We start from the raw sequence: 18,697 nt of genomic DNA on the forward strand, positions 1-18,697 counted from the left end.
TCACGCGCGTCGCCTGACCTCGAGGGGAAAGGGGCGAACTCGGCCTCAACTCGAGTTGCGCAACAACGCCCCGGTTCGATGTCCCGTGGATACGATCTGATTTGTGGCGCGCAGCGGCTGTCTGTGGCGAGCGATGGACGCCGCGAGTGGCTGTTCCTCGGCGACCGCTGAACGGCGCTTCAGAGGGACGACGCGAGTGCAGGTCGTCGACTGCCTTCATGAGATGCGTCGGAAATTGTCGCAACAGGGACAGTCACTGCTTGCTCCAGATTATGAACCGATGGTCATCTGGAAGCGCTGCTGTCGCGTAGGGAACAAGAGGGCCGTCACGGCTCGACTGGCGCGAGCAGGAAACGCCCGGCGACCCACAACCGCGTCGCCCCCATACGGCGCGCTGCCCATCGCGAACGCTTGCGGCTGACCGAAGGAGGGCCTTGCCAGGCAGGACACCTGACACGGCAACTTGTTGCTCCGAGCCGTCGCAACCGCCGTCATCGCCGGACCTGTATGGCATGTGCTGGATCTATCAGTCACAGCGAGTACGTCGCGCCCGCCAAGGGCGCGTGACAGGTAGCGCCTCCTTGGAGCGACGCGCAGGGCCGGCACCGAAACAGGGGCACCCCCTATGTAGCTTACGACCTCCGCGAAACGGATCCGGAGAGCGCTTCTCCCTCGTGGGCAAATGGCGACCCAGGCAGAATGGTCGCCCGATTGCTCGCTAACGCAGCGCCGCCTCGATGTTGCCGCCGTCGACCGTCATGGCATGGCCAGTGGTTCTCTCGGCGAGAGCCAGCATCACGAAGGCCTCGGCCACGTGACGCGCCTCGACCTCCTGCCCCAGGAGGTTGCCGGCCATGTAGCGCTCGGGCGTGACACCCCTCGCTTGTGCGCGCTCGGCAATGAAGGCCTCGGTTACAAGGCCTGAGCGGATACGGTCGGCGTTCACCCCGTTCACGCGGATCCCCTCGGGACCGAGCTCGAGCGCGAATTGACGCAGCAGGAAGAAGGTCGCGGCCTTGGGCAGACCGTAGGCGCCGAAGCCCTTTCCCGGGTTCACGGCCTGCTTGGAGACGTTGAAAATAATCTGCCCGCCCGCCCGCCCGCCCAGTCCACGGGCCTGCTCGCGGAAGACGGCGACCGCCGCCTGCGCCAAGGCCTGATGGGCGAAGAAGTTGAGCTCGAAGCTTTCGCGCAGAGTGGCGTCGGAGAGCGTTGCCATCTCGCCCTGCCAGGCGGCGCCGGCGTTGGAGAGGAGGATGTCGAGCCCGCCGAAGCGGCGGACGCAGGCGGCCACGATCCGCGCCGCCGCGCCGGGGGCGGTCAGGTCCGCCGCCACCGCGCCATGGTCCCGCCCCAGGTCCTTGAGCGCGGCGCCGAGCGCGCCCTCGTCGCGGTCGGTCAGGACCACGGTTGCGCCCTGCCCTGCGAAGGCCCTGGCCGCCGCACGCCCGATAGCTCCGGCCCCGCCTGTCACGAGCACGATGCGGCCCTGGAGCGGGGGCTTGGCGCCCTTGCCAAGCTTGGCCTGCTCCAGCGACCAGTACTCCATGTCGAAGGTGTCAGCTTCGCCAATAGGGTGGTAGCCGCCGACGGACTCGCCTTGCTCCATCACGCGCAACGTCTGCGTGCCGATGTCGCCCGCGATGCGGGCGGCGGCGGCTGTCGCGCCGACGCCCACCACGCCTAGCCCCTCGGCCCAGACAAGGCCGGGCATGGGCGGGAGCATCGTCTTGGGCGTGGCGGCGCGCCTGGCCTGCCGGTCGAAGTACGCGCGGTACCGGTCAGCGAAGGCGACCACGGCCTGCCGCATCGCCTCGGGGCCGGCTTCCAGCGTCGGGCGGTTGAGGTGCAACGGACCGGCTTTGGTGCGGATCACATGGTCTGGCGTGGCGACGCCCCGCGTGGCGAGGTCCGCGAGGTCAGGGCGTTCAAGAAAGCTTCGCACCCCATCGTCGTCGCGCAGGTCGAGGACGGGCAGCGCCGCGCGCTTGGGGAGAGCCGAAGCGAGCGCCCCCCGAAGCGCGGCCAGGACAGGCCCGGCCTCTGGGTCGGACCGGCGCGCCTGCGCGGGGCGGTTCGTGGGACGACCCTGGGCCGCGAGCCAGACCGCGACATCGTTGGTCTGGTCGATCAGGCGATCGTAGGATTCGCGCGGGGTCGCGCCCCAGGTGAAGTGGCCGTGGTTGACAAGAAGCAGGCCCTCGGCCTCGGGATGCGCGTCGCGGACGGCTGCCGCCGCCTTGGCCAGGGCGAAGCCCGGCATGATGTAGGGCACGAGCGCGAGGCGCGACCCGAAGATCTCGCGCACGGCTGCCTCGACCTCGGGCAGGTTCGCCAGCGCCAAGAAAGGCGTGGCGTGGGTGTGGTCGATCACCCGGTCGGGGAGCCAAGCGTGGAGCAGCGTTTCCACCGATGGATTCGGCGCAGCGCTGTCGAGGAGGTTGGCGCGCTGGACATTCACCATGGCCTCGTCCGACAGCGCGCCGAGTCCCCGCAAGCGGTGGAGCGGCTGGAGCCGCACGGCCGGCAGGCCCGCGGGCGTGATCGAGTCGAGGTCGGCCCCGGAACCCTTGACATGCAGGACCTCCACCTCGTCGCCAAAGACGTCGCGGGCAGTGAGCTTGATCGAAGTGTTGCCGCCTCCATGCATCACGAGGTCCGGCACGCGGCCGATCAGGCGCGAGCTGTAGACGCGGAGCGCGAGCAGCCGGGCATTCGGGTCGTCGCCTGCCGCCGTCTCGAACGCCGCCGCTTCGTCGTCGCGCCACAAGTTCTCGAACATCCGACCCCCTCCCCTTTGTCGCCGTTGACCTCAGGGCGGTTTTCGACAGAAGTCAAGAAACCCTGACAAATGACGGAGCATGGGGATGGTGGGCGGGCGGCGGCGCGGGCCGGGGCGCATGGGCGGCGACGTGCTGATCGAGGTCGCTTGGCTCTACTATCAGGACGGTCTCAATCAAAAGGAAATCGCCGACCGGCTGGGCCTGTCGCGGGCGACCGTGGTGAACCATCTCCAGGAGGCGCGGGCGCAGGGCCTCATCCGCATCTCGCTGGCCGCCCCGGCCTTTGTGCAGCATCGGCTGGCGGTCGCGCTCTGTGAGAGGTTCGGCCTCCGCGCTGCCTATGTCCTGCCCGACGAGGGGCTGGCGGAGGAAGAGCAGTTCCGCCGCGTCGTGGCTGGGGGCGCGATGTGGCTGCCGTCGCTCCTCGGGCCCGGGGACCGGCTGGGGGTGGCCTGGGGACGGACGGTGCATGACTTGGCAGAGGCCGTAGAGCCGAGTCGCGTCCCCGACCTGACTGTCCTTCAACTGGTAGGCAGCATGGCCACCCCTTACGGCTTCACCGCCGAGGCCTGCTCGACGCTCCTTGCCCAGCAGCTCGGCGCGCGCTGCGTCAACATCTTCGCCCCGGCGATCCTGAGCCGGCCGGAACTGGCGGAGGAGTTGCGGGCCGAGCCAATCCTGCGGGCGCAGCTCGACCAGATCGGAACGGTGAACAAGTTCCTGTTCTCAACCGGCACCGCCGGACCCGACAGCCACATCGTCCTCTCGGGCCTCGCCACGGCAGAGGACCTCCGCCGCAACGTCGCCAAGGGGGCGGCGGGGGTGATCTGCGGGCGCTTCGTGGACGAGAGCGGGCGGGCGGTGCCGGACGTCATGGAGGAGCGCATGATCGGCGTCCCCCTGCCTCGCCTCGTAGGGCTGGAGATGGGGATCATGGTCACCCCCGGGCATGACAAAGTCCTACCGTCGCTCGCTGCGATCCGGGGGGGTTATGTCACTCACCTCGTGACCGGGGCGAGCGTGGCCGAGGCGATGCTGTCCGCCTAGACCTTGTTGGCCCGGTCGGGGAACATGGTGGCCAGCGCCTCGGGCGAGGCTTCGCAGACGCCGCGCTCGGTGATGAGGCCGGTGACCAGCGCCCTTGGCGTCACGTCGAATGCGGGGTTGCGCGCGTCCGTGCCGTCGGGAGAGACCTGCACCGTCACGATCCGGCCTTCGGCGTCGCGGCCCTGGACATGGGTGACCTCGGCGCCCGATCGTTCCTCGATGGGAATCTCCCTGACGCCGTCCTTCACGGTCCAGTCGATGGTGGGCGACGGGAGCGCCACGTAGAAAGGCACCTCGTTGGCCCGCGCGGCCAGCGCTTTCAGGTAGGTCCCGATCTTGTTGCACACGTCGCCGTTCGCCGTGGTCCGGTCGGTGCCGACGATCACCATGTCAACCTCGCCGTGCTGCATCAGGTGGCCGCCCGCGTTGTCCACGATCAGCGAATGCGGCACGCCGTGGGAGTTCAGCTCCCAAGCGGTGAGCTGCGCGCCCTGGTTGCGGGGGCGCGTCTCGTCCACGAAGACGTGGACGGGGATGCCCGCCTCGACCGCTTGGTAGATGGGCGAGGTTGCGGTGCCCCAGTCCACCGTCGCGGGCCAGCCGGCGTTGCAGTGGGTGAGGATGCGCACGGGCTCGCCCGGCTGCTTCTTGGCCGCGATGTCCCGAATGATGGCGAGGCCGTGCTCGCCTATCTTCCGGTTCATCTCCACGTCCTCCTCGCAGATCGTGTCCGCGCGGGCAAAGGCCGCTCGGGCACGCTCCTCGGGCGGCAGGGGGCGCAGGCGGGCCCGCATGTCGTCCAGCGCCCAGCGCAGGTTGATCGCGGTGGGGCGCGTCTCGTGCAGCACCTCCCAGGTTTCGTCCAGCGAGGCGTTGGAGGGGTCCTCGGCCATCTGCACGGCCACGCCATAGGCGGCCGTGGCGCCGATCAGGGGAGCGCCGCGCACCCACATGTCGCGGATCGCGACCGCGAAGGCCTGCCGATCAACCAGCGCCTCGATCCGCAGGTCGTGGGGCAGCCAGCGCTGGTCGATGATCTTCACCACGCCCCAGGGCGAGCCGTCCTCCTCGCGCCAGATGGAGCGGAAGGGTTTCCCGTCGATCTTCATAGCCAATCCCTTTCCGAGATGCTGCGCGTGAGGCCGAGGAGCGCCTCGATGCCTGCGATGTCCCCCTGCCCCATCAGGAGCGCACGGCCCAAGACCAGTGCCTTGGCCTCGCAAGCCGCGCGAAGACCCTCGTCCGCGATGCGCTCGAACTCGGCGTTGTGGGCGAGGCCCAGGATGCGGCGGTGGCATTCAAGGCCCGCGATGCCCAACGCGTCGCGCCAGACCTGCCCCAGCCACCGTTCGCGCGCGGACTCGGCGGCCCAGGCCTGGCTCTGATCCTCGAAGAGCGTCCGAGGGAACAGCATTCCCGTCCGCTCCGTGCGCCACAGATGGGTGAACTCGGCCGTGAAGTTCGTCCAGATCGCGCGGACGACGGACAGGATCCACTCCTGATGGTCAGCGCGGTCGCCGTGGCCGGGCTGCGCGCAATGGGCCATCAGGAAATTGGCCATCAGCATGCCGACGTCGAAGCCCATGGGCCCGTACATCGCGAACTCGGGGTCGATGACGCGGGCCCTGTCGCCCTGCACCATGACGGAGCCGGTGTGGAGGTCGCCGTGCAGCATCGTCTCGGCGCGAGTGGCAAAGGCGGCCTTGAGCCGCTGTGCCTCGATCTTGAGAGCGGCGTCGGCGCGAAGGTCCCGGACGATCGGATCGAGCGCCGGCGTGTGACGGTTGAGCGGGGCATCGAAGTAGGGCTCGGTGAACACGAGCGCCTCGGTGATGTCGCACAGCTCCACGTTGCCGGCGAAGAGAGCGAGGTCAGCTTTGCGATCGGCGGCAGACATCGACAGGTCCGAGCCGCGGAACAGCGTGCGCGCGCAGAAGCGGCCGAGAAACTCGCCCAGGCCCTCGTGCCGGTTCCCCTCGATCAGGCTGCGGCGCAGGATGATGTGGCCGTCGAGGTATTCCATGACGATCAGTGCCTGCGCCTCGTCGAAGTGGATCACCTCTGGCACGCTGCCCGGGTCGCGCGCATCCTGCCGGCGGAGCGCGTGATATTCGAAGAAGGAGCGCCGCAGCGGCAGCGGCCAGCTTTCGCCCACGAGCCGAACGTAGGGCAGCGCCTGTTTGACCACGAGCCCGCCCGCCTCGCCCTCGACGATGAAGACGAGGTTGAGATTCCCGTCGCCCACCTCGCGCACCTGCCACGTCCCCGCATCGCCCAGACGGTCCCGCAACGCGGGCAGGTCGCCCAGCCGCTGCGGCAGCGTCTCCACCGTCAGGGGGGCATAGGGGTCCTGCATCATCGAAAACTCCCGTTCGTCGGGCCTCCTCCCGGGCCGCTTGGCCGGATAATCCCCGCATTCCTGTCTTTTGTCAAAGCGCATTGACTTTTGACAGGCGATGGGGTCGCCTGCAGGGAAAGAGGGAGGATGGCGTGGACGGCTCGGCGATCCGCGTGAGGGGGCTCAGCAAGGCGTTCGGGCCCAACCGAGTGCTGCGGGGCATCGACTTCGACCTGCCAGCGGGGGCAGTCACGGTGCTCATGGGCGCGAACGGCGCGGGCAAGTCGACGCTCGTAAAGGTGCTCTGCGGCGTCCACCCGACCGACCGGGGCGAGGTCACGCTGGGCGGGCGGCCCTTCGCGCCGGGCTCGCCCGCGCAGGCCCTGCGCGCGGGCGTCGTGACCGTGCATCAGAACATCGACGACGGCGTGGTGCCTGACCTCGACGTGGCATCGAACCTTCTGCTCGACCAGATTGCGGACGGGTCCGTGGGCGTGGCCTCAGGCCGCAAGCTGCGGGACCGCGCTCGCGCCGTGGCCGAGGCGGTGGGACTCCGCGTGGACCTGCGCCGGCCGATGGCGGAGCTGCCGCTTGCCGACCGGCAACTCGTGGCCATTGCGCGGGCCATGGCGCACAAGCCGCGCCTGCTGATCCTCGACGAGCCCACCTCGTCGCTCTCGGCCGCCGAGGCCGAGCGCCTCTTCGCACTGATCGACCGGCTTCGGGCACAGGGTGTGGCTCTCCTCTACATCTCGCACCGCATGTCGGACATCCGGCGCATCGCCGACAGGATCGTGTCGATGCGCGACGGGGTCGTGTCGGGGGTCTTCGAAGCCCAGCCGCTCGACACCGGGGGCGCGGTGCGGGCAATGCTCGGCCGCGACCTGTCCGAGGCCGCCATCACCATCCCGGCGCCGGGGCCGGTCGTACTGTCGATGCAGGGTACCGTCCTTAGGCCGGGCGCACGTCCCTTCGACCTAATCGCGCGGGCGGGCGAGGTCGTCGCCGTCACCGGCCTCGTCGGCGCGGGAAAGTCGGCGCTGGCGGCCGCGCTCTTCGGGCTCGCGGCGCCGGTAGCGGGCGCGATGCGTTTGGACGGGGCGCCGTACGCGCCCGCCTCGCCCATCGCAGCCATCGCCCGCGGCGTCTACATGGTCCCGCGGGACCGGCGGGCGAACACGCTGATCGCGGACTTCGACATCGCGCGGAATCTGTCCTTGCCCTTCCTGCGCCGCCATGCACGCGGTCCCTTCCTGCGCCGCCGCTCCGAGGCCGCCTTGGGCGCCCGCATGGTGGCCGAGATGGGCGTGGTCTGCCGCTCGCCGCGTGACGGCATCCTCACGCTCTCGGGCGGCAACCAGCAGAAGGTGGCGGTGGGGCGCTGGATGGCCGAGGCCTCGCGTCTCCTCGTCCTCGACGAGCCGTTCCAGGGTGTGGACATCCAGGCCCGGCGCGACATCGGTGCCAAGATCCGTGCGACCGCGCGGGACCGGGCCACGCTGGTACTGGTCGCCGAACTGGACGAGGCCATGGAGATCGCCGACCGAATCCTCGTGATGAGCGAGCACACGGTCGCGGGCGAGCACCGCAACGAGAACCTCGACCTGTCCTCCGTCATGCGACAGGTCACCGACGCGCACGGAGCCGCCGCATGACCGCCCGGGACCTCGCCATCCGCTATGGCTTCCTCGTGCTGATGGCGGGCCTCATCGTGGTTTTCGGCGTGACGGCGAGCGGCTTCCTGACGGTGCCCAGCGCGGTCTTCATCCTTCAGTCGGTGGCGATCACCGGCATCCTGGCGCTGGGCGTCACCTGCACGCTGGTCGTCGGTGGCTTCGACCTGTCCATCGGTGCGGTCGCCACCTCGGCCCTGATGCTCTCGGCCTATGTCATGGTGGTGTGGGAGATGGGCGCGGTCGCGGCGGTAGCCTTGTGCCTACTCATGGGCGCGGGCGTGGGGCTCATCAACGGGTTCCTCATCGTCAAGATGAAGGTGCCGGACCTGCTCGCGACGCTCGGCATGATGTTCGTGCTCCTGGGCATCCAGCGTATTCCCACGGAAGGAAACTCGATCGCCACCGGCATGGCGCTGCCGGACGGGACGACGGCCACGGGAACCTTCTCGCCCGCCTTCCTGGCACTGGGGCGGCTGCGGCTTGGGGACGTGCTGCCTCTGTCGGTGGTGTTCCTGCTTCTCATCGCTGTGCTGGTCTGGAGCTTTCTGGAACTGACGCGCCATGGGCGGCTCATGTACGCCATCGGCTCCAACGCGCAGGCCGCTGCGCTCGCCGGGGCGAACGTCGAGCGTTACAAGGTCGCGGCCTACGTGATCTCGGGGGTGCTGGCCTCGGTAGGCGGCATCCTTCTGGCGGCGCGGCTCGGGCGCGGGGACGTGGCTTCGGGGAACAACCTTCTCCTCGACAGCGTGGCGGCGGCGCTGATCGGCTTCGCGGTGCTGGGGGCCTCCAAGCCAAACGCCTTCGGCACGGCCATCGGCGCGCTCTTCGTGGGCATCCTGCTGCAGGGTCTCACGATGCTGAACGCCCCCTACTACACGCAAGACTTCGTGAAGGGGGCGGTCCTGGTCGTGGCCCTCGTCTTCACATTCGCGCTGACCGGGCGGCGAACCCGGAGCGCCTGACGGCCAACCTTGGGAGGAGAAACCATGCTGAACAGACGGACCTTCGGGGCGCTTCTCGCCTCCGCCGCGCTCGCGCCGGGGCTGGCGCTGGCGCAGTCCATGCCCGCCCCCTTCGACAATCCCGGCGAGGTCGAGATCGCGTTGGTGCGCTATCTCTCCACCGGCGACTTCTTCCAAGCCTATCTGTCGGGCGTGGAGCGTCAGGCCGAAGCGCTGGGCGTGAACCTGCGCGTGCTCGACAGCCGGCAGGACGCGGCGCTTCAGGCCGACATGGTGGACCAGGCCATCGCGCTGGGCGTGGATGGCATCATCATCCAGCATGGCCTGACCGAGTCGATGAAGGAGGCCGCGCAGCGGGCGCTCGACGCCGGCATCCCCGTCGTGGCTTTCGACGTGAACGTCGAAAACGAGAACATCCCGCAGATAGAGCAGTCCGACCGCGACCTCGCCCGCCTCGCGCTCGAGCAGGCCATCGCGGACAACGGCGAGGAATGGACGGCCGGCTACGTCTACGTGCCGGGGATCGCGCCGCTCGACCGCCGTCACGAGACCTGGACCGAGTTCAAGGAACGCTATCCGGGGATCAACGAGGTCGCGCAGTTCGGCACGCTCGACAACCCCATCGCCAACTCGGTTGCCAACCAAGCGCGTTCGGTAATCTCGGCCAACCCGAACATCACCGTCATGTTCGCGCCTTACGACGAGTTCGCCAAGGGCGTGAAGATCGCCGTGGACGAGGCGGGGATGTCGGGGCAGGTCTCGATCTATTCGGCCGACATCTCGACCGCCGACATCGCCGCCATGCGCGAGCCCGGGTCGGCCTGGAAGGCCACCGCCGCGACCAATCCCGCCGTGGTGGGCGAGGTCTCTGTGCGGGCGCTGGCGATGCTGCTGGCGGGCGAGGACCCGGGCGATCAAGTCATCGTGCCGCCGACGCTCATCACGCAACAGCAGCTCAACGACGAGAACATCACCAATATGGAGGAGTTGTCGGCCCGCGTGCCCGCCTTCGCCCATGCGGACGTGGCCGCGCCCGACTGGATGCCCCTGCCCAGCGCGCCGTCGCAGAACTGAGACAGCCGGGGGCGCGGCTCGTCCGCGCCCTCCCCCAAGGAGGCCCCGCCTTGCGCAACGAGCGAACAACCGAGGACGTGGCCCGAGGCATCCGCCGTCGGGTCTTCGAGCATTCCATCCGTAACAACGGCGGCTACCTGAGCCAGGCCTGCTCAGCCGCCGAGCAGCTCGCCTTCCTCTATAACGAGGCGCTGAACCTCGGCCCCTCGACCCGGCCCCTGGTCCCGCCGCCCTTCGCAGGCGTACCCTCGGCAGGCAACCCGGACTACGTGACGGGCGCGGGCTACAACGGGCCGTTCACGCCGGAGCATGACCGCCTGTTCATCGCGCCCGCGCATTACGCGCTCGTGGCCTATGCCTGCCTGATCGAGGTCGGGCGGATGGCACCCGAAGGGCTGGAGCAGTTCAACAAGGACGGCAGCAGCGTCGAGATGATCGGGGCCGAGCATTCTCCCGGCATGGAGGTCCACAACGGCACGCTGGGGATCGGGCTCTCGACCGCTGCGGGCCTTGCCTGGGGTCGCAAGCGCAAGGGCGAGGCGGGAAAGATCTGCGTCTTCATGTCGGACGGCGAGGTGCAGGAAGGCCAGACCTGGGAAGCCGTGCAGGCCGCCGCGCACCACCGGGTCGACAATCTCTGGGCCGTCATGGACGTGAACCGGCAGCAATGCGACGGCGCCATGGACAGCGTCATGGAGGTGGGCGACATCGCCGCCAAGCTGCGCCAGTTCGGCGCCGTGGTGGCCGAAGTGGACGCGCACGACCTTGCCGCGCTGCGCGAGGCGGCGGGGACCGAACACGCAGGGCGACCCTTGATCGTGCTCGCCCATTCCTCGCCCACGAAGGGGATGGAGTTCCTAATGCGCCGCTTCCCGCGCCTCCACTACGTCCGCTTCAGGGACGAGGCCGAACGGCGCGAGATGAACGCGGCGATCGCGGCCGAGCTGGGCGTGCCGCCCGTCGAGTTGGAGGCCCACTGACATGGAGATGGTGAACCGACCCTACGCGAAGGCCTTCGAGGACTACGCCGTCCGGCACCCCGAGGTGCTGTGCCTCTCGGCGGACCTCACCTCCTCCTGCGAGGTCGACGGCTTCCGCGACCGCAATCCCGACCAGTTCCTGAGCCTCGGCATGGCCGAGCAGAACATGATGAGCTTCGCGGGCGGCCTAGGCCTCGCGGGGTTCCGGCCCTTCCTGCACTCCTTCGGCGTGTTCCTATACCGGCGGCCCTACGACCAGCTCATGGCCTCGGTCGCCTATCCGCGCCGCAAGGTCCGGCTCATGGGCTTCCTGCCGGGCGTGACGACGCCGGGCGGCATGACCCACCAGGCGATCGAAGACATCTCGATCATGCGCACGATTCCCAACATGACCGTGCTGGAGGCCGGGGACGCCACCGAGGTCGAGAGCATCGTGGCCGAGGCCGACACGGTGGACGGTCCGGTCTACTGCCGTATCCTGCGCGGCTCCGTCCCCCGCCTCTTCGACACGCCCCTGAAGGTCGGCCGGATGCGCGTGCTGGCCGAAGGGTCGGACGTGCTGGTGGTCACGGCCGGGATCGCCACCGAAGAGGCGCTGCGCGCGCGGGGCGCGCTGGACCGCGCGGGCGTGTCAGTGCGCCACCTGCACCTGAGCACCCACAAGCCCTTCGACGCCGCCCAGATCGTCGACCACGCGGTCAGCGTCCGGCACGGCGTCGTCACGCTGGAGAACCACCTCGTCACCGGCGGGATCGGCAGCATGGTCGCCGAGGCACTGGCCGAGGCGGGGCTGGCCAAGCGCCTCGTGCGGCTGGGCTTGCAGGACACTTACGCGCACGGCGGCTCGCGGCCCTACCTCATGCGGCACTACGGGCTCGATGCGCTGGCGCTGGTGCGCGGCGTGGAACGGCTGACAGGCCAGAGCACCGGGATCACCGAAGAGGACCTGAGCGCGGTGCGCGTCGAGGCCGTCCATTCGGCCGTGAAGGCGGAGGCGCTGTGAGCCGCTTCGCCGTCACCTACCGCATCCGGGCCACCGACGCCGCCGAGGCCCGCGCCCGCGCCGAGGGCATCGCCTACGAGCAGACGGTCGAGGTGCCCCCCGACGTGGTGCCCCCCGGCTTTGTCCGGGACGAGATCGTGGGCCGGATCGAGGAGATCGGCCCCGACAGCGACGGCTTCCGGGCGACCATCTCCTACAGCCCCGAGAGCGCGGGAGACGACTTCCACCAGTTCCTGAACGTCGTCTTCGGCAACTCCTCGCTGCAGAAGGGCATCCGTGTCATCGCCATCGACCCGGGCCCCGAGATCCGGCGCCGCCACCCCGGCGCGCGCTTCGGCGTCGAGGGCATCCGCCGCATGGCCCGGCGGCCCGAGGGCGGACTGATCTGCCCCGTCCTCAAGCCGCAGGGCATCGGGGCCGAGGAGATCGCGCGCATCGCCTGTCTCTGCGCGCTGGGCGGGGCCGACATCATCAAGGAGGACCACGGCCTTTCGGACCTGCGCACCGCCCCCTTCCGCGCGCGGGTCGAAGCGGTCGTCGCCGCTCTCGACCGCGCCGAGCTCGAGACGGGACGGCGTCCCGCCTATTTCGCCACCCTGCCCGGCCCCTTCGAACGGATCGAGGCGAACCTCGCCTTCGCCAAGGCGGCGCGGGTGGACGGGCTTGTCGTGATGCCGGGTCTCTTCGGTTGGGGACTTGTGTCGCGGATCGCCCGCGACGAGGCGCTGAACCTCGCTGTCATGATGCATCCGAGCCTCACGGGCCCCTTCGTGGTGTCCGAGGGGTCGGGGATGGATTGCGCCGTGATCTACGGCACGCTCCAGCGCCTCGCGGGGTCTGACCTGTCCATCTTCCCCAACGTGGGCGGCCGATTCGGCTTCACGGAAGGCGACTGCCGCGCCATTGCAAAGGCCTGCCTGGACCCGAATGGCCCCGGTCGCCCGATCCTCCCCAACCCTGGCGGCGGCATGAGCGTGGACCGCGCGCAGGAGATGCAGGCCATGTACGGTCAGGACGTGGCCTATCTCCTGGGCGGGAGCCTCCTGCGCCACGGCGAGGGGCTGGGCGCCGAGATTGCGCGGATGCGTCGGGCGCTGGACGGCTGAGGGCCGCTCATTTCCTGCGTCCGGGCGTTTCGTCCGCGCCATCCCTGACGCGTTCCGACAGGCGCTCCAGGAAGTCGGTGAGACCGGCCTCAGGGTCCGTGGTCTGCGAGGTCACGACCGTCAGGCCCCACCGCGCGAGCACGGCCTTCTGCGCCGGACCCGCACGGGGCAGGAAGATGTAGCTGCGTGGCCGGTTCCGCTCGTAGGGCGACCGGCTCCAGCTCTCCCAGATCCGGTGCAGGAGCAACCGGATGTTCAGGTCCCGCAGCGAGTAGCCGATGAAGAGAAGCGTCCGGCTCATCGCGTCAGCGCGGAACTTCACGTCCAGCGGGCTGTCGAAGCTCATGCGCGAGAAGTAGTCGGACTCCGTGATGACGAGGCTCGCGTCATCCTCGAAGTCACCGTGGAACTTGACTATCTGCGTGCAGGTCGGGTCGGCGATGGTCAGGTCGCGCTCGTTGGCGATCTTGACATAGGGCTGGCCCTGCGCCTCGAAGGCGACCTCCAGGTTGCGGTCGTAGTTGGTCGTGTAGATCAGAGGAAACCCCAAGGACACGATGAGCTGGTGGATGCGCGAGTCGCGCACGCTGTCCTCGCTCACCTTCCATTCGCGGTCCATCCAGCTGCGCAGGGGGCCGATCGTCCCGTAGCGGATGCGGTAGTATTCGGCCAGGATCGGGTGGCCCAGGCTCGCCTCGGGGTCGGTCTCGGGCTCCAGGCCCAGTTCCTCCATGATGTGGTCGATCAGCGCCTGCCACGACGGCAGGCCCACGGTCATCGAGATCCCCGCCCCGACGAAGAGGATCGCCCGGCGGTCCCGGACGGAGGCGGCGAGGTCGTCAAGGTCGTCCTGCATGGGACGGGGAACGGGGGTGGCCCCGCCGGGTTCCCGGCCCGGCTTGCGCCTTGGGCCCGACTGGCCTACGGCGCGGAGACCGCGGGAACCCGCCGCCGGTCCGCAGCTTGCATTCTCGCCATCCCTTCCGCCGGAGGCCGCCATGAGATCCATCGCCGTCGAGGACGCGCTGACGCGGGCCGGCACCGGCCCGTTCCAGAAACGCCTCCTGGGCGTCTTCGGCTTCGTCTGGGCCGCCGATGCCATGCAAGTGCTGGCCGTGGGTTTCACCGCCCCCTCCATTGCCGCAAGCTTCGGCCTCACGGTGCCGCAAGCGCTCCAGACGGGAACGCTGTTCTTCCTGGGGATGCTGGTGGGGGCGAGCCTCTTCGGCCGTCTGGCCGACCGGATCGGGCGCCGCCGCGTGCTGCTCGTGACGGTGGCCTGCGACGGGATCTTCGGGCTCCTGTCGGTGTTCGCGCCCTCCTTCGAAATGCTGCTTGCGCTGCGCTTCCTGACCGGCGCGGCGGTGGGGGGCACGTTGCCCGTGGATTATGCGCTCATGGCCGAGTTCCTGCCGCCCCGGTCGCGCGGGCGGTGGCTGGTGTTCCTCGAAGGCTTCTGGGCGGTGGGCACGGTGGCGATCGCGCTGGCCGCCTGGGCCCTGAGCGGGGCGGGCGTGGCCGAGCCCTGGCGATGGCTCTTCGCCCTGACCGCTCTGCCCGCGCTCATCGGGATCTGGCTGCGGCTCTGGGTCCCGGAATCGCCCATGTACCTGCTGCGCCGGGGCGAGGCGGCCGAGGCCCGCGCCGTGCTCGACCGCGTGCTCGTAGCCAACGGCCAGCCGCCGCTGGACGGCCCAGTTGTTGCTCCGCCCGCGCGCCCCTCGGCGGGGCTCCTGTCGCCGGGGCTGCGCCGGCTCACCCTTCTGGTGCTGCCGGTCTGGTTCCTGGTCTCGATCTCCTACTACGGCGTCTTCACCTGGATGCCGGCGCGGCTGGCGGGCGAGGGCTTCGGCTTCGTGCGCGGCTACGGCTTCATCCTGCTCATCGCGCTGGCGCAGCTTCCGGGCTATGCGCTGGCGGCCTACGGGGTCGAGCGCTGGGGCCGCAAGCCCACGCTGATCGGCTTCCTCCTGCTCAGCGCCGCCGCCTGCCTGCTCTTCGTGCTGGCCCAGAGCGCCCCCCTGATCGCGGCCTCCCTCCTCATCATGAGCTTCGCGCTGCTCGGCACCTGGGGCTCGCTCTACGCCTTCACGCCCGAGATCTACCCGACCGCGAGCCGCGCCACCGGCATGGGCGCGGCCAGCGCCATGGCCCGGCTGGGCGGGCTCCTGGCGCCGTCGGCCCTGGCCGTGGTGGTCGCGCAGGGCTTCGGCGCGGCGGTGGGGCTCTTCGCGGCGCTCCTCCTTCTCGCGGCCGCCGTCGCGGCGCTCATCGACGTGGAGACGCGAAGCCGCCCGCTCGCCTGATCGGAACCGCTCGCGCGACTTGCTCATTGCGACCGGGCAAGACGGAGGGAGCCCGGCCATGGAAGAGAAGCTCAGGACGGCGATCATCGAGGAACTGCAGCGCCAGTCCGAGGAGGACGGCGGACCAGAGGTCCGCGTCGAGGAGGACCGGCTGGTCGTGAACGGGTCCGTGGACCTGGACTCGCTGGTCATGGCGGTCGTGGGATCGGTTGCCGGCGGGCCCTGAGCCGTGGCAACGCTGCGGGTCGGCGTGATCGCGGATACCCACGGGCTGCTGCGGCCGGCGGCAGTGGCGTGCCTGCGGGGTTCGGACCACATCCTTCATGCGGGCGACATCGGCGCGCCCGGCATCGTGCCGGCGCTGGAGGCGCTCGCGCCCGTGACGGCCATACGGGGCAACATCGACCGAGACGCCTGGGCGCGGGCCTTTCCCGAGACGCGCACCGTGACACTTGGCGGCATCGACGTGCATCTGGTCCACGACGTGAAGGATCTTGACCCCGATTTTCCTGTCGGAAGAATCGGAGTCGTGGTTTCGGGGCACTCGCATCGGGCTGGAATTGATCGGCGCGGAGGGACGCTGTTCCTCAACCCGGGCAGCGCCGGACCTCGGCGCTTTCGCCTGGCGGTGACGGTGGCGCACCTGACCCTCGACGGGGACCGGGCCGAGGCCCGGATCGAAGCCTTGGATGTCTAGAGCGGGCCCGAAACCCTTGCGCCCGGCGCCAGTACGGTCCTTGATGCCCGCCGCGGCGCCCTCGACCGGCCCCGCCAACGAAAGGAATGATGCCATGGGTCGCCTTATCGTCGCCTCGAACCGTACCGCCGCCCCGGGCGAGGAGCGCGCGGGCGGCCTTGCGGTGGCGCTCTGGGACGCGCTGACCGAGCGGGGCGGCCTCTGGTTCGGCTGGTCGGGCGAGACCGTCGAGCGCGAGACGCGCGGCCTGCGGATCGTGACCGAGGGCAACGTCGAGTTCGCTCTCGCCGACCTCACCGCGGCCGAGCTGGCGGGCTACTACCTGGGTTATGCCAATCGCGCGCTCTGGCCGGTGTTCCATTACCGCATCGACCTCGCCCGGTTCGTCGACGAGGACTGGGACTGTTACGCCACCGTGAACCGGCGCTTCGGTCGGCTCCTGCACCAGCTCCTGCGCCGCGACGACATCGTCTGGGTGCACGACTACCATTTCCTGCTCCTCGGGCAGGAGCTGCGCAACAACGGCTGGCAGGGGCCGCTGGGCTTCTTCCTTCACATCCCCTTTCCGCCCGCCGAGGTCTTTGCGGCGCTGCCCCAGCATCAGCGGATCGCCCGCGGTCTGGCCGACTTCGATCTCCTCGGCTTCCAGACCGAGCGCGACGTGGGCAATTTCCACCGCTACATGGTCGAGCAGCACGGCGCCGAGCTGCTGCCCGACGGTCGCCTGAAGGCCTATGGTCGCATCATCCGCGCCGAGGCCTTCCCCATCGGCATTGATCCCGCCGAGATGCGTCGCTTTTCGGAAGGCGAGGAGGCGCGCACGGCGGCCGACCGCGTCCGGCGCATGATCGGCGACCGCGCCCTGGTGATCGGCGCGGACCGGATGGACTACTCCAAGGGCCTGCCGCAGCGGATTCAGGCCTTCGGGCGCCTCCTCGACGAGCATGACGAGCTCCGGGGCCGCGTGAACTTGCTCCAGGTCGCCCCGCCCTCGCGTGAGACGGTGGGCGCCTACCGCGACCTGCGCGAAGAGATGGACCGCTTGGCCGGGCGGGTGAACGGGGACTACTCGGACCTCGACTGGACGCCGATCCGCTACCTCGCGCGGGGCTATTCGCGCGAGGTGCTGGCGGGACTCTACCAGTTGGCCCGGGTTGGCCTCGTGACGCCACTGCGGGACGGGATGAACCTCGTCGCCAAGGAATACGTGGCCTCGCAGGTCCCCGAGGACCCGGGCGTGCTCATCCTGTCGGAGTTCGCGGGAGCGGCCGAGCGGATGCCCTCGGCCCTTCTGGTGAACCCTCACGACGTGGGTGGCGTCGCCGACGCCATCCTGCGGGCCCTGCGGATGTCGCGCGAGGAAAGGGTCGAGCGCTGGCAGGCGCTGGACGAGGAGGTGCGGCGCAACGATGTCGCCACCTGGCGGCGGAACTTCCTCGACGCGCTGCGGGACGTGGAGATGGCATGAGCTTGGGCGATCTTGGGGAACTTCGGCTGGGATCCGGCTGGGCGCTGGTGCTCGACTTCGACGGCACGCTCGCGGAGATCGGGCCCGACCCGGACGAGATATGGCTTCCCGAGGCGGCCGGGGCCGCCATCGAGGGGCTGGCCCGTCGGCTGGACGGGGCAGTGGCAATCCTGTCGGGACGCGACCTGCGCGACCTCGCGCGGCGCACGCCGGGGGGCGTCTGGCGACTGGGCGGGCATGGGCTGGAGGTTCTGCCGCCGAACGAGCCGCCCCCGCCCCCTCTTCCCCCGCCACCCGAGGAGGTGCTCGCGCCCCTGCGTGCGGCCTGCCGGGCCCCGGGGGTGCGGCTGGAGATCAAGGGACCGGTGGCCGCACTCCACTTCCGCGCCGCGCCCGAGGCCGGGCCGGACTGCCTGCGAGCCGCCGAGGCCGCCGCACGGGCCCAGCCGGGTCGCGTCTGGCAGGCGGGCAAGATGGTGGTGGAGGTCAAGCCGGACAGCGCTCACAAGGGCCGCGCGCTCCGGGCGCTCATGGATCGGCCGCCCTTCGCCGGCCGCCGCCCATTGATGCTGGGCGACGACGTCACCGACGAGGATGCCATGGGCGCGGCGCTGGACCTGGGGGGCCTCGCGGTCAAGGTGGGGCTCGGCGACAGCGTGGCTGCGCTGCGCACCCCCGATCCTGCCGCCGTCCGCGCCTGGCTCGGGCGGGAAGCAGCCTGACACCGGCGGCCCTCTGCCAAAGGCGCCACAGGCGGGACAGAAGCACCCCGGTCTGCGGACCTCCGTCCCTATCGGCGGGCCGGCTTCCCCGGTGCTAGCCTGTCGCCGGGAGGACGGCACGGGACGACTGTGCCGCAGAACAAGGCGAGGCAGACGATGGACGGATCCGACCGGCTGAGCGACCTTTTTTCCCTGGCTGATCTGGTGGAGGAATGGGGAGCGGCCGTTCCGCGCTGGAACCCCACGGCGGGCGAGCGCTGGGACCGTCTGGCGCAGCGCCGCTACGAGGCCGAGCAGTCGCTGCGCTCCCGGCTCCGGCGGCTGCCGACCTGCGTCCTGCGCACCAGCCCCCTGCTCACCGACGTCGACTTCTCGCTAGCCGGGATCCGGGTGGAAGGCTGCCCGAGCCTCGACGCCGCCTGCCGCGCCTGGGCGGCCGAGGCCCGCCGTCTGGCCGGGGGCTGACCCCGCCACGGACGGCCGGGCCGGCGATCGTCACGGCGCGCTTGCCCTGGCGGCCGCTTCGTCGCAG

17 protein-coding genes are annotated in these 18,697 nt (G+C 70.0%); 13 read left to right on the forward strand and 4 right to left on the reverse strand.

All coding sequences use genetic code 11. The annotated features are described in order from the left end of the window. Positions 1 to 718 precede the first annotated feature (718 nt). Positions 719 to 2,782 carry a bifunctional aldolase/short-chain dehydrogenase gene (locus FHG71_RS14500; protein ID WP_139082415.1) on the reverse strand — a complete coding sequence of 688 codons (2,064 nt, stop codon included), beginning with the start codon at positions 2,780 to 2,782 and terminating at the stop codon, positions 719 to 721. 85 nt (positions 2,783 to 2,867) lie between these two features. Between FHG71_RS14500 and FHG71_RS14505 the strand changes: the two genes are divergently transcribed. After that, positions 2,868 to 3,830 carry a sugar-binding transcriptional regulator gene (locus FHG71_RS14505; protein WP_139082416.1) on the forward strand — a complete coding sequence of 321 codons (963 nt, stop codon included), beginning with the start codon at positions 2,868 to 2,870 and terminating at the stop codon, positions 3,828 to 3,830. Here FHG71_RS14505 and mtnA read toward each other — a convergent pair. Continuing rightward, a complete protein-coding gene (gene mtnA / locus FHG71_RS14510) occupies positions 3,827 to 4,939 on the reverse strand; it encodes an S-methyl-5-thioribose-1-phosphate isomerase (RefSeq protein WP_139082417.1) in 1,113 nt (370 codons plus the stop codon). The genes FHG71_RS14505 and mtnA overlap by 4 nt on opposite strands. Beyond that, positions 4,936 to 6,189: an S-methyl-5-thioribose kinase gene (gene mtnK, locus FHG71_RS14515; RefSeq protein ID WP_139082418.1), complete on the reverse strand. Its 1,254-nt coding sequence runs from the start codon at positions 6,187 to 6,189 to the stop codon at positions 4,936 to 4,938. The genes mtnA and mtnK overlap by 4 nt, the downstream gene beginning before the upstream one ends. A 131-nt stretch (positions 6,190 to 6,320) precedes the next feature. On the opposite strand from mtnK, the gene FHG71_RS14520 reads away from it, so the two are divergent. Genes FHG71_RS14520 through FHG71_RS14545 form a run of 6 tightly spaced genes read left to right on the forward strand, consistent with a single transcriptional unit; the run spans position 6,321 to position 12,972 of the window. Next, positions 6,321 to 7,823, forward strand: a complete 1,503-nt coding sequence (locus FHG71_RS14520; protein ID WP_139082419.1) for a sugar ABC transporter ATP-binding protein — start codon at positions 6,321 to 6,323, stop codon at positions 7,821 to 7,823. Then, positions 7,820 to 8,809, forward strand: a complete 990-nt coding sequence (locus FHG71_RS14525) for an ABC transporter permease (RefSeq protein ID WP_139082420.1) — start codon at positions 7,820 to 7,822, stop codon at positions 8,807 to 8,809. The genes FHG71_RS14520 and FHG71_RS14525 overlap by 4 nt, the downstream gene beginning before the upstream one ends. Before the next feature lie 24 nt (positions 8,810 to 8,833). Further along, a complete protein-coding gene (locus FHG71_RS14530; RefSeq protein WP_139082421.1) occupies positions 8,834 to 9,883 on the forward strand; it encodes a substrate-binding domain-containing protein in 1,050 nt (349 codons plus the stop codon). Between the two features lie 50 nt (positions 9,884 to 9,933). Beyond that, positions 9,934 to 10,863, forward strand: coding sequence for a transketolase (locus FHG71_RS14535; protein WP_139082422.1), 930 nt, complete (start codon positions 9,934 to 9,936; stop codon positions 10,861 to 10,863). Between the two features lies 1 nt (position 10,864). Continuing rightward, complete coding sequence (locus FHG71_RS14540) at positions 10,865 to 11,866, forward strand: transketolase family protein (RefSeq protein WP_139082423.1); 1,002 nt, start codon at positions 10,865 to 10,867, stop codon at positions 11,864 to 11,866. After that, entirely contained in the window at positions 11,863 to 12,972 is a 1,110-nt protein-coding gene (locus FHG71_RS14545) for a RuBisCO large subunit C-terminal-like domain-containing protein (RefSeq protein WP_139082424.1), read from the forward strand. The genes FHG71_RS14540 and FHG71_RS14545 overlap by 4 nt, the downstream gene beginning before the upstream one ends. Positions 12,973 to 12,979: 7 nt before the next feature. Here FHG71_RS14545 and FHG71_RS14550 read toward each other — a convergent pair whose 3' ends face one another. Further along, positions 12,980 to 13,828: an SIR2 family NAD-dependent protein deacylase gene (locus tag FHG71_RS14550; protein WP_139082425.1), complete on the reverse strand. Its 849-nt coding sequence runs from the start codon at positions 13,826 to 13,828 to the stop codon at positions 12,980 to 12,982. A 142-nt stretch (positions 13,829 to 13,970) separates the two neighbouring features. Between FHG71_RS14550 and FHG71_RS14555 the strand changes: the two genes are divergently transcribed. The 6 genes from FHG71_RS14555 to FHG71_RS14575 all read left to right on the forward strand — a co-directional run bounded on the left by FHG71_RS14555 (position 13,971) and on the right by FHG71_RS14575 (position 18,630). Beyond that, complete coding sequence (locus tag FHG71_RS14555) at positions 13,971 to 15,278, forward strand: MFS transporter (protein ID WP_139082426.1); 1,308 nt, start codon at positions 13,971 to 13,973, stop codon at positions 15,276 to 15,278. 58 nt (positions 15,279 to 15,336) lie between these two features. Next, positions 15,337 to 15,504 carry a hypothetical protein gene (locus tag FHG71_RS23605; RefSeq protein ID WP_176559434.1) on the forward strand — a complete coding sequence of 56 codons (168 nt, stop codon included), beginning with the start codon at positions 15,337 to 15,339 and terminating at the stop codon, positions 15,502 to 15,504. Between the two features lie 3 nt (positions 15,505 to 15,507). After that, positions 15,508 to 15,975, forward strand: coding sequence for a metallophosphoesterase family protein (locus tag FHG71_RS14560; RefSeq protein ID WP_218014096.1), 468 nt, complete (start codon positions 15,508 to 15,510; stop codon positions 15,973 to 15,975). Between the two features lie 94 nt (positions 15,976 to 16,069). Further along, positions 16,070 to 17,443 (forward strand): alpha,alpha-trehalose-phosphate synthase (UDP-forming), encoded by a 1,374-nt coding sequence (locus FHG71_RS14565; protein WP_139082427.1) that lies wholly within the window; start codon positions 16,070 to 16,072, stop codon positions 17,441 to 17,443. Then, the gene (otsB, locus tag FHG71_RS14570) at positions 17,440 to 18,165 is read left to right on the forward strand and encodes a trehalose-phosphatase (RefSeq protein WP_139082428.1); all 726 of its coding nucleotides are present in this window, start codon (positions 17,440 to 17,442) and stop codon (positions 18,163 to 18,165) included. The genes FHG71_RS14565 and otsB overlap by 4 nt, the downstream gene beginning before the upstream one ends. Before the next feature lie 156 nt (positions 18,166 to 18,321). Next, entirely contained in the window at positions 18,322 to 18,630 is a 309-nt protein-coding gene (locus FHG71_RS14575; RefSeq protein WP_139082429.1) for a hypothetical protein, read from the forward strand. Positions 18,631 to 18,697 lie beyond the last annotated feature (67 nt).

Source organism: Rubellimicrobium roseum (genome assembly GCF_006152145.1).
GTDB lineage: Bacteria > Pseudomonadota > Alphaproteobacteria > Rhodobacterales > Rhodobacteraceae > Rubellimicrobium > Rubellimicrobium roseum.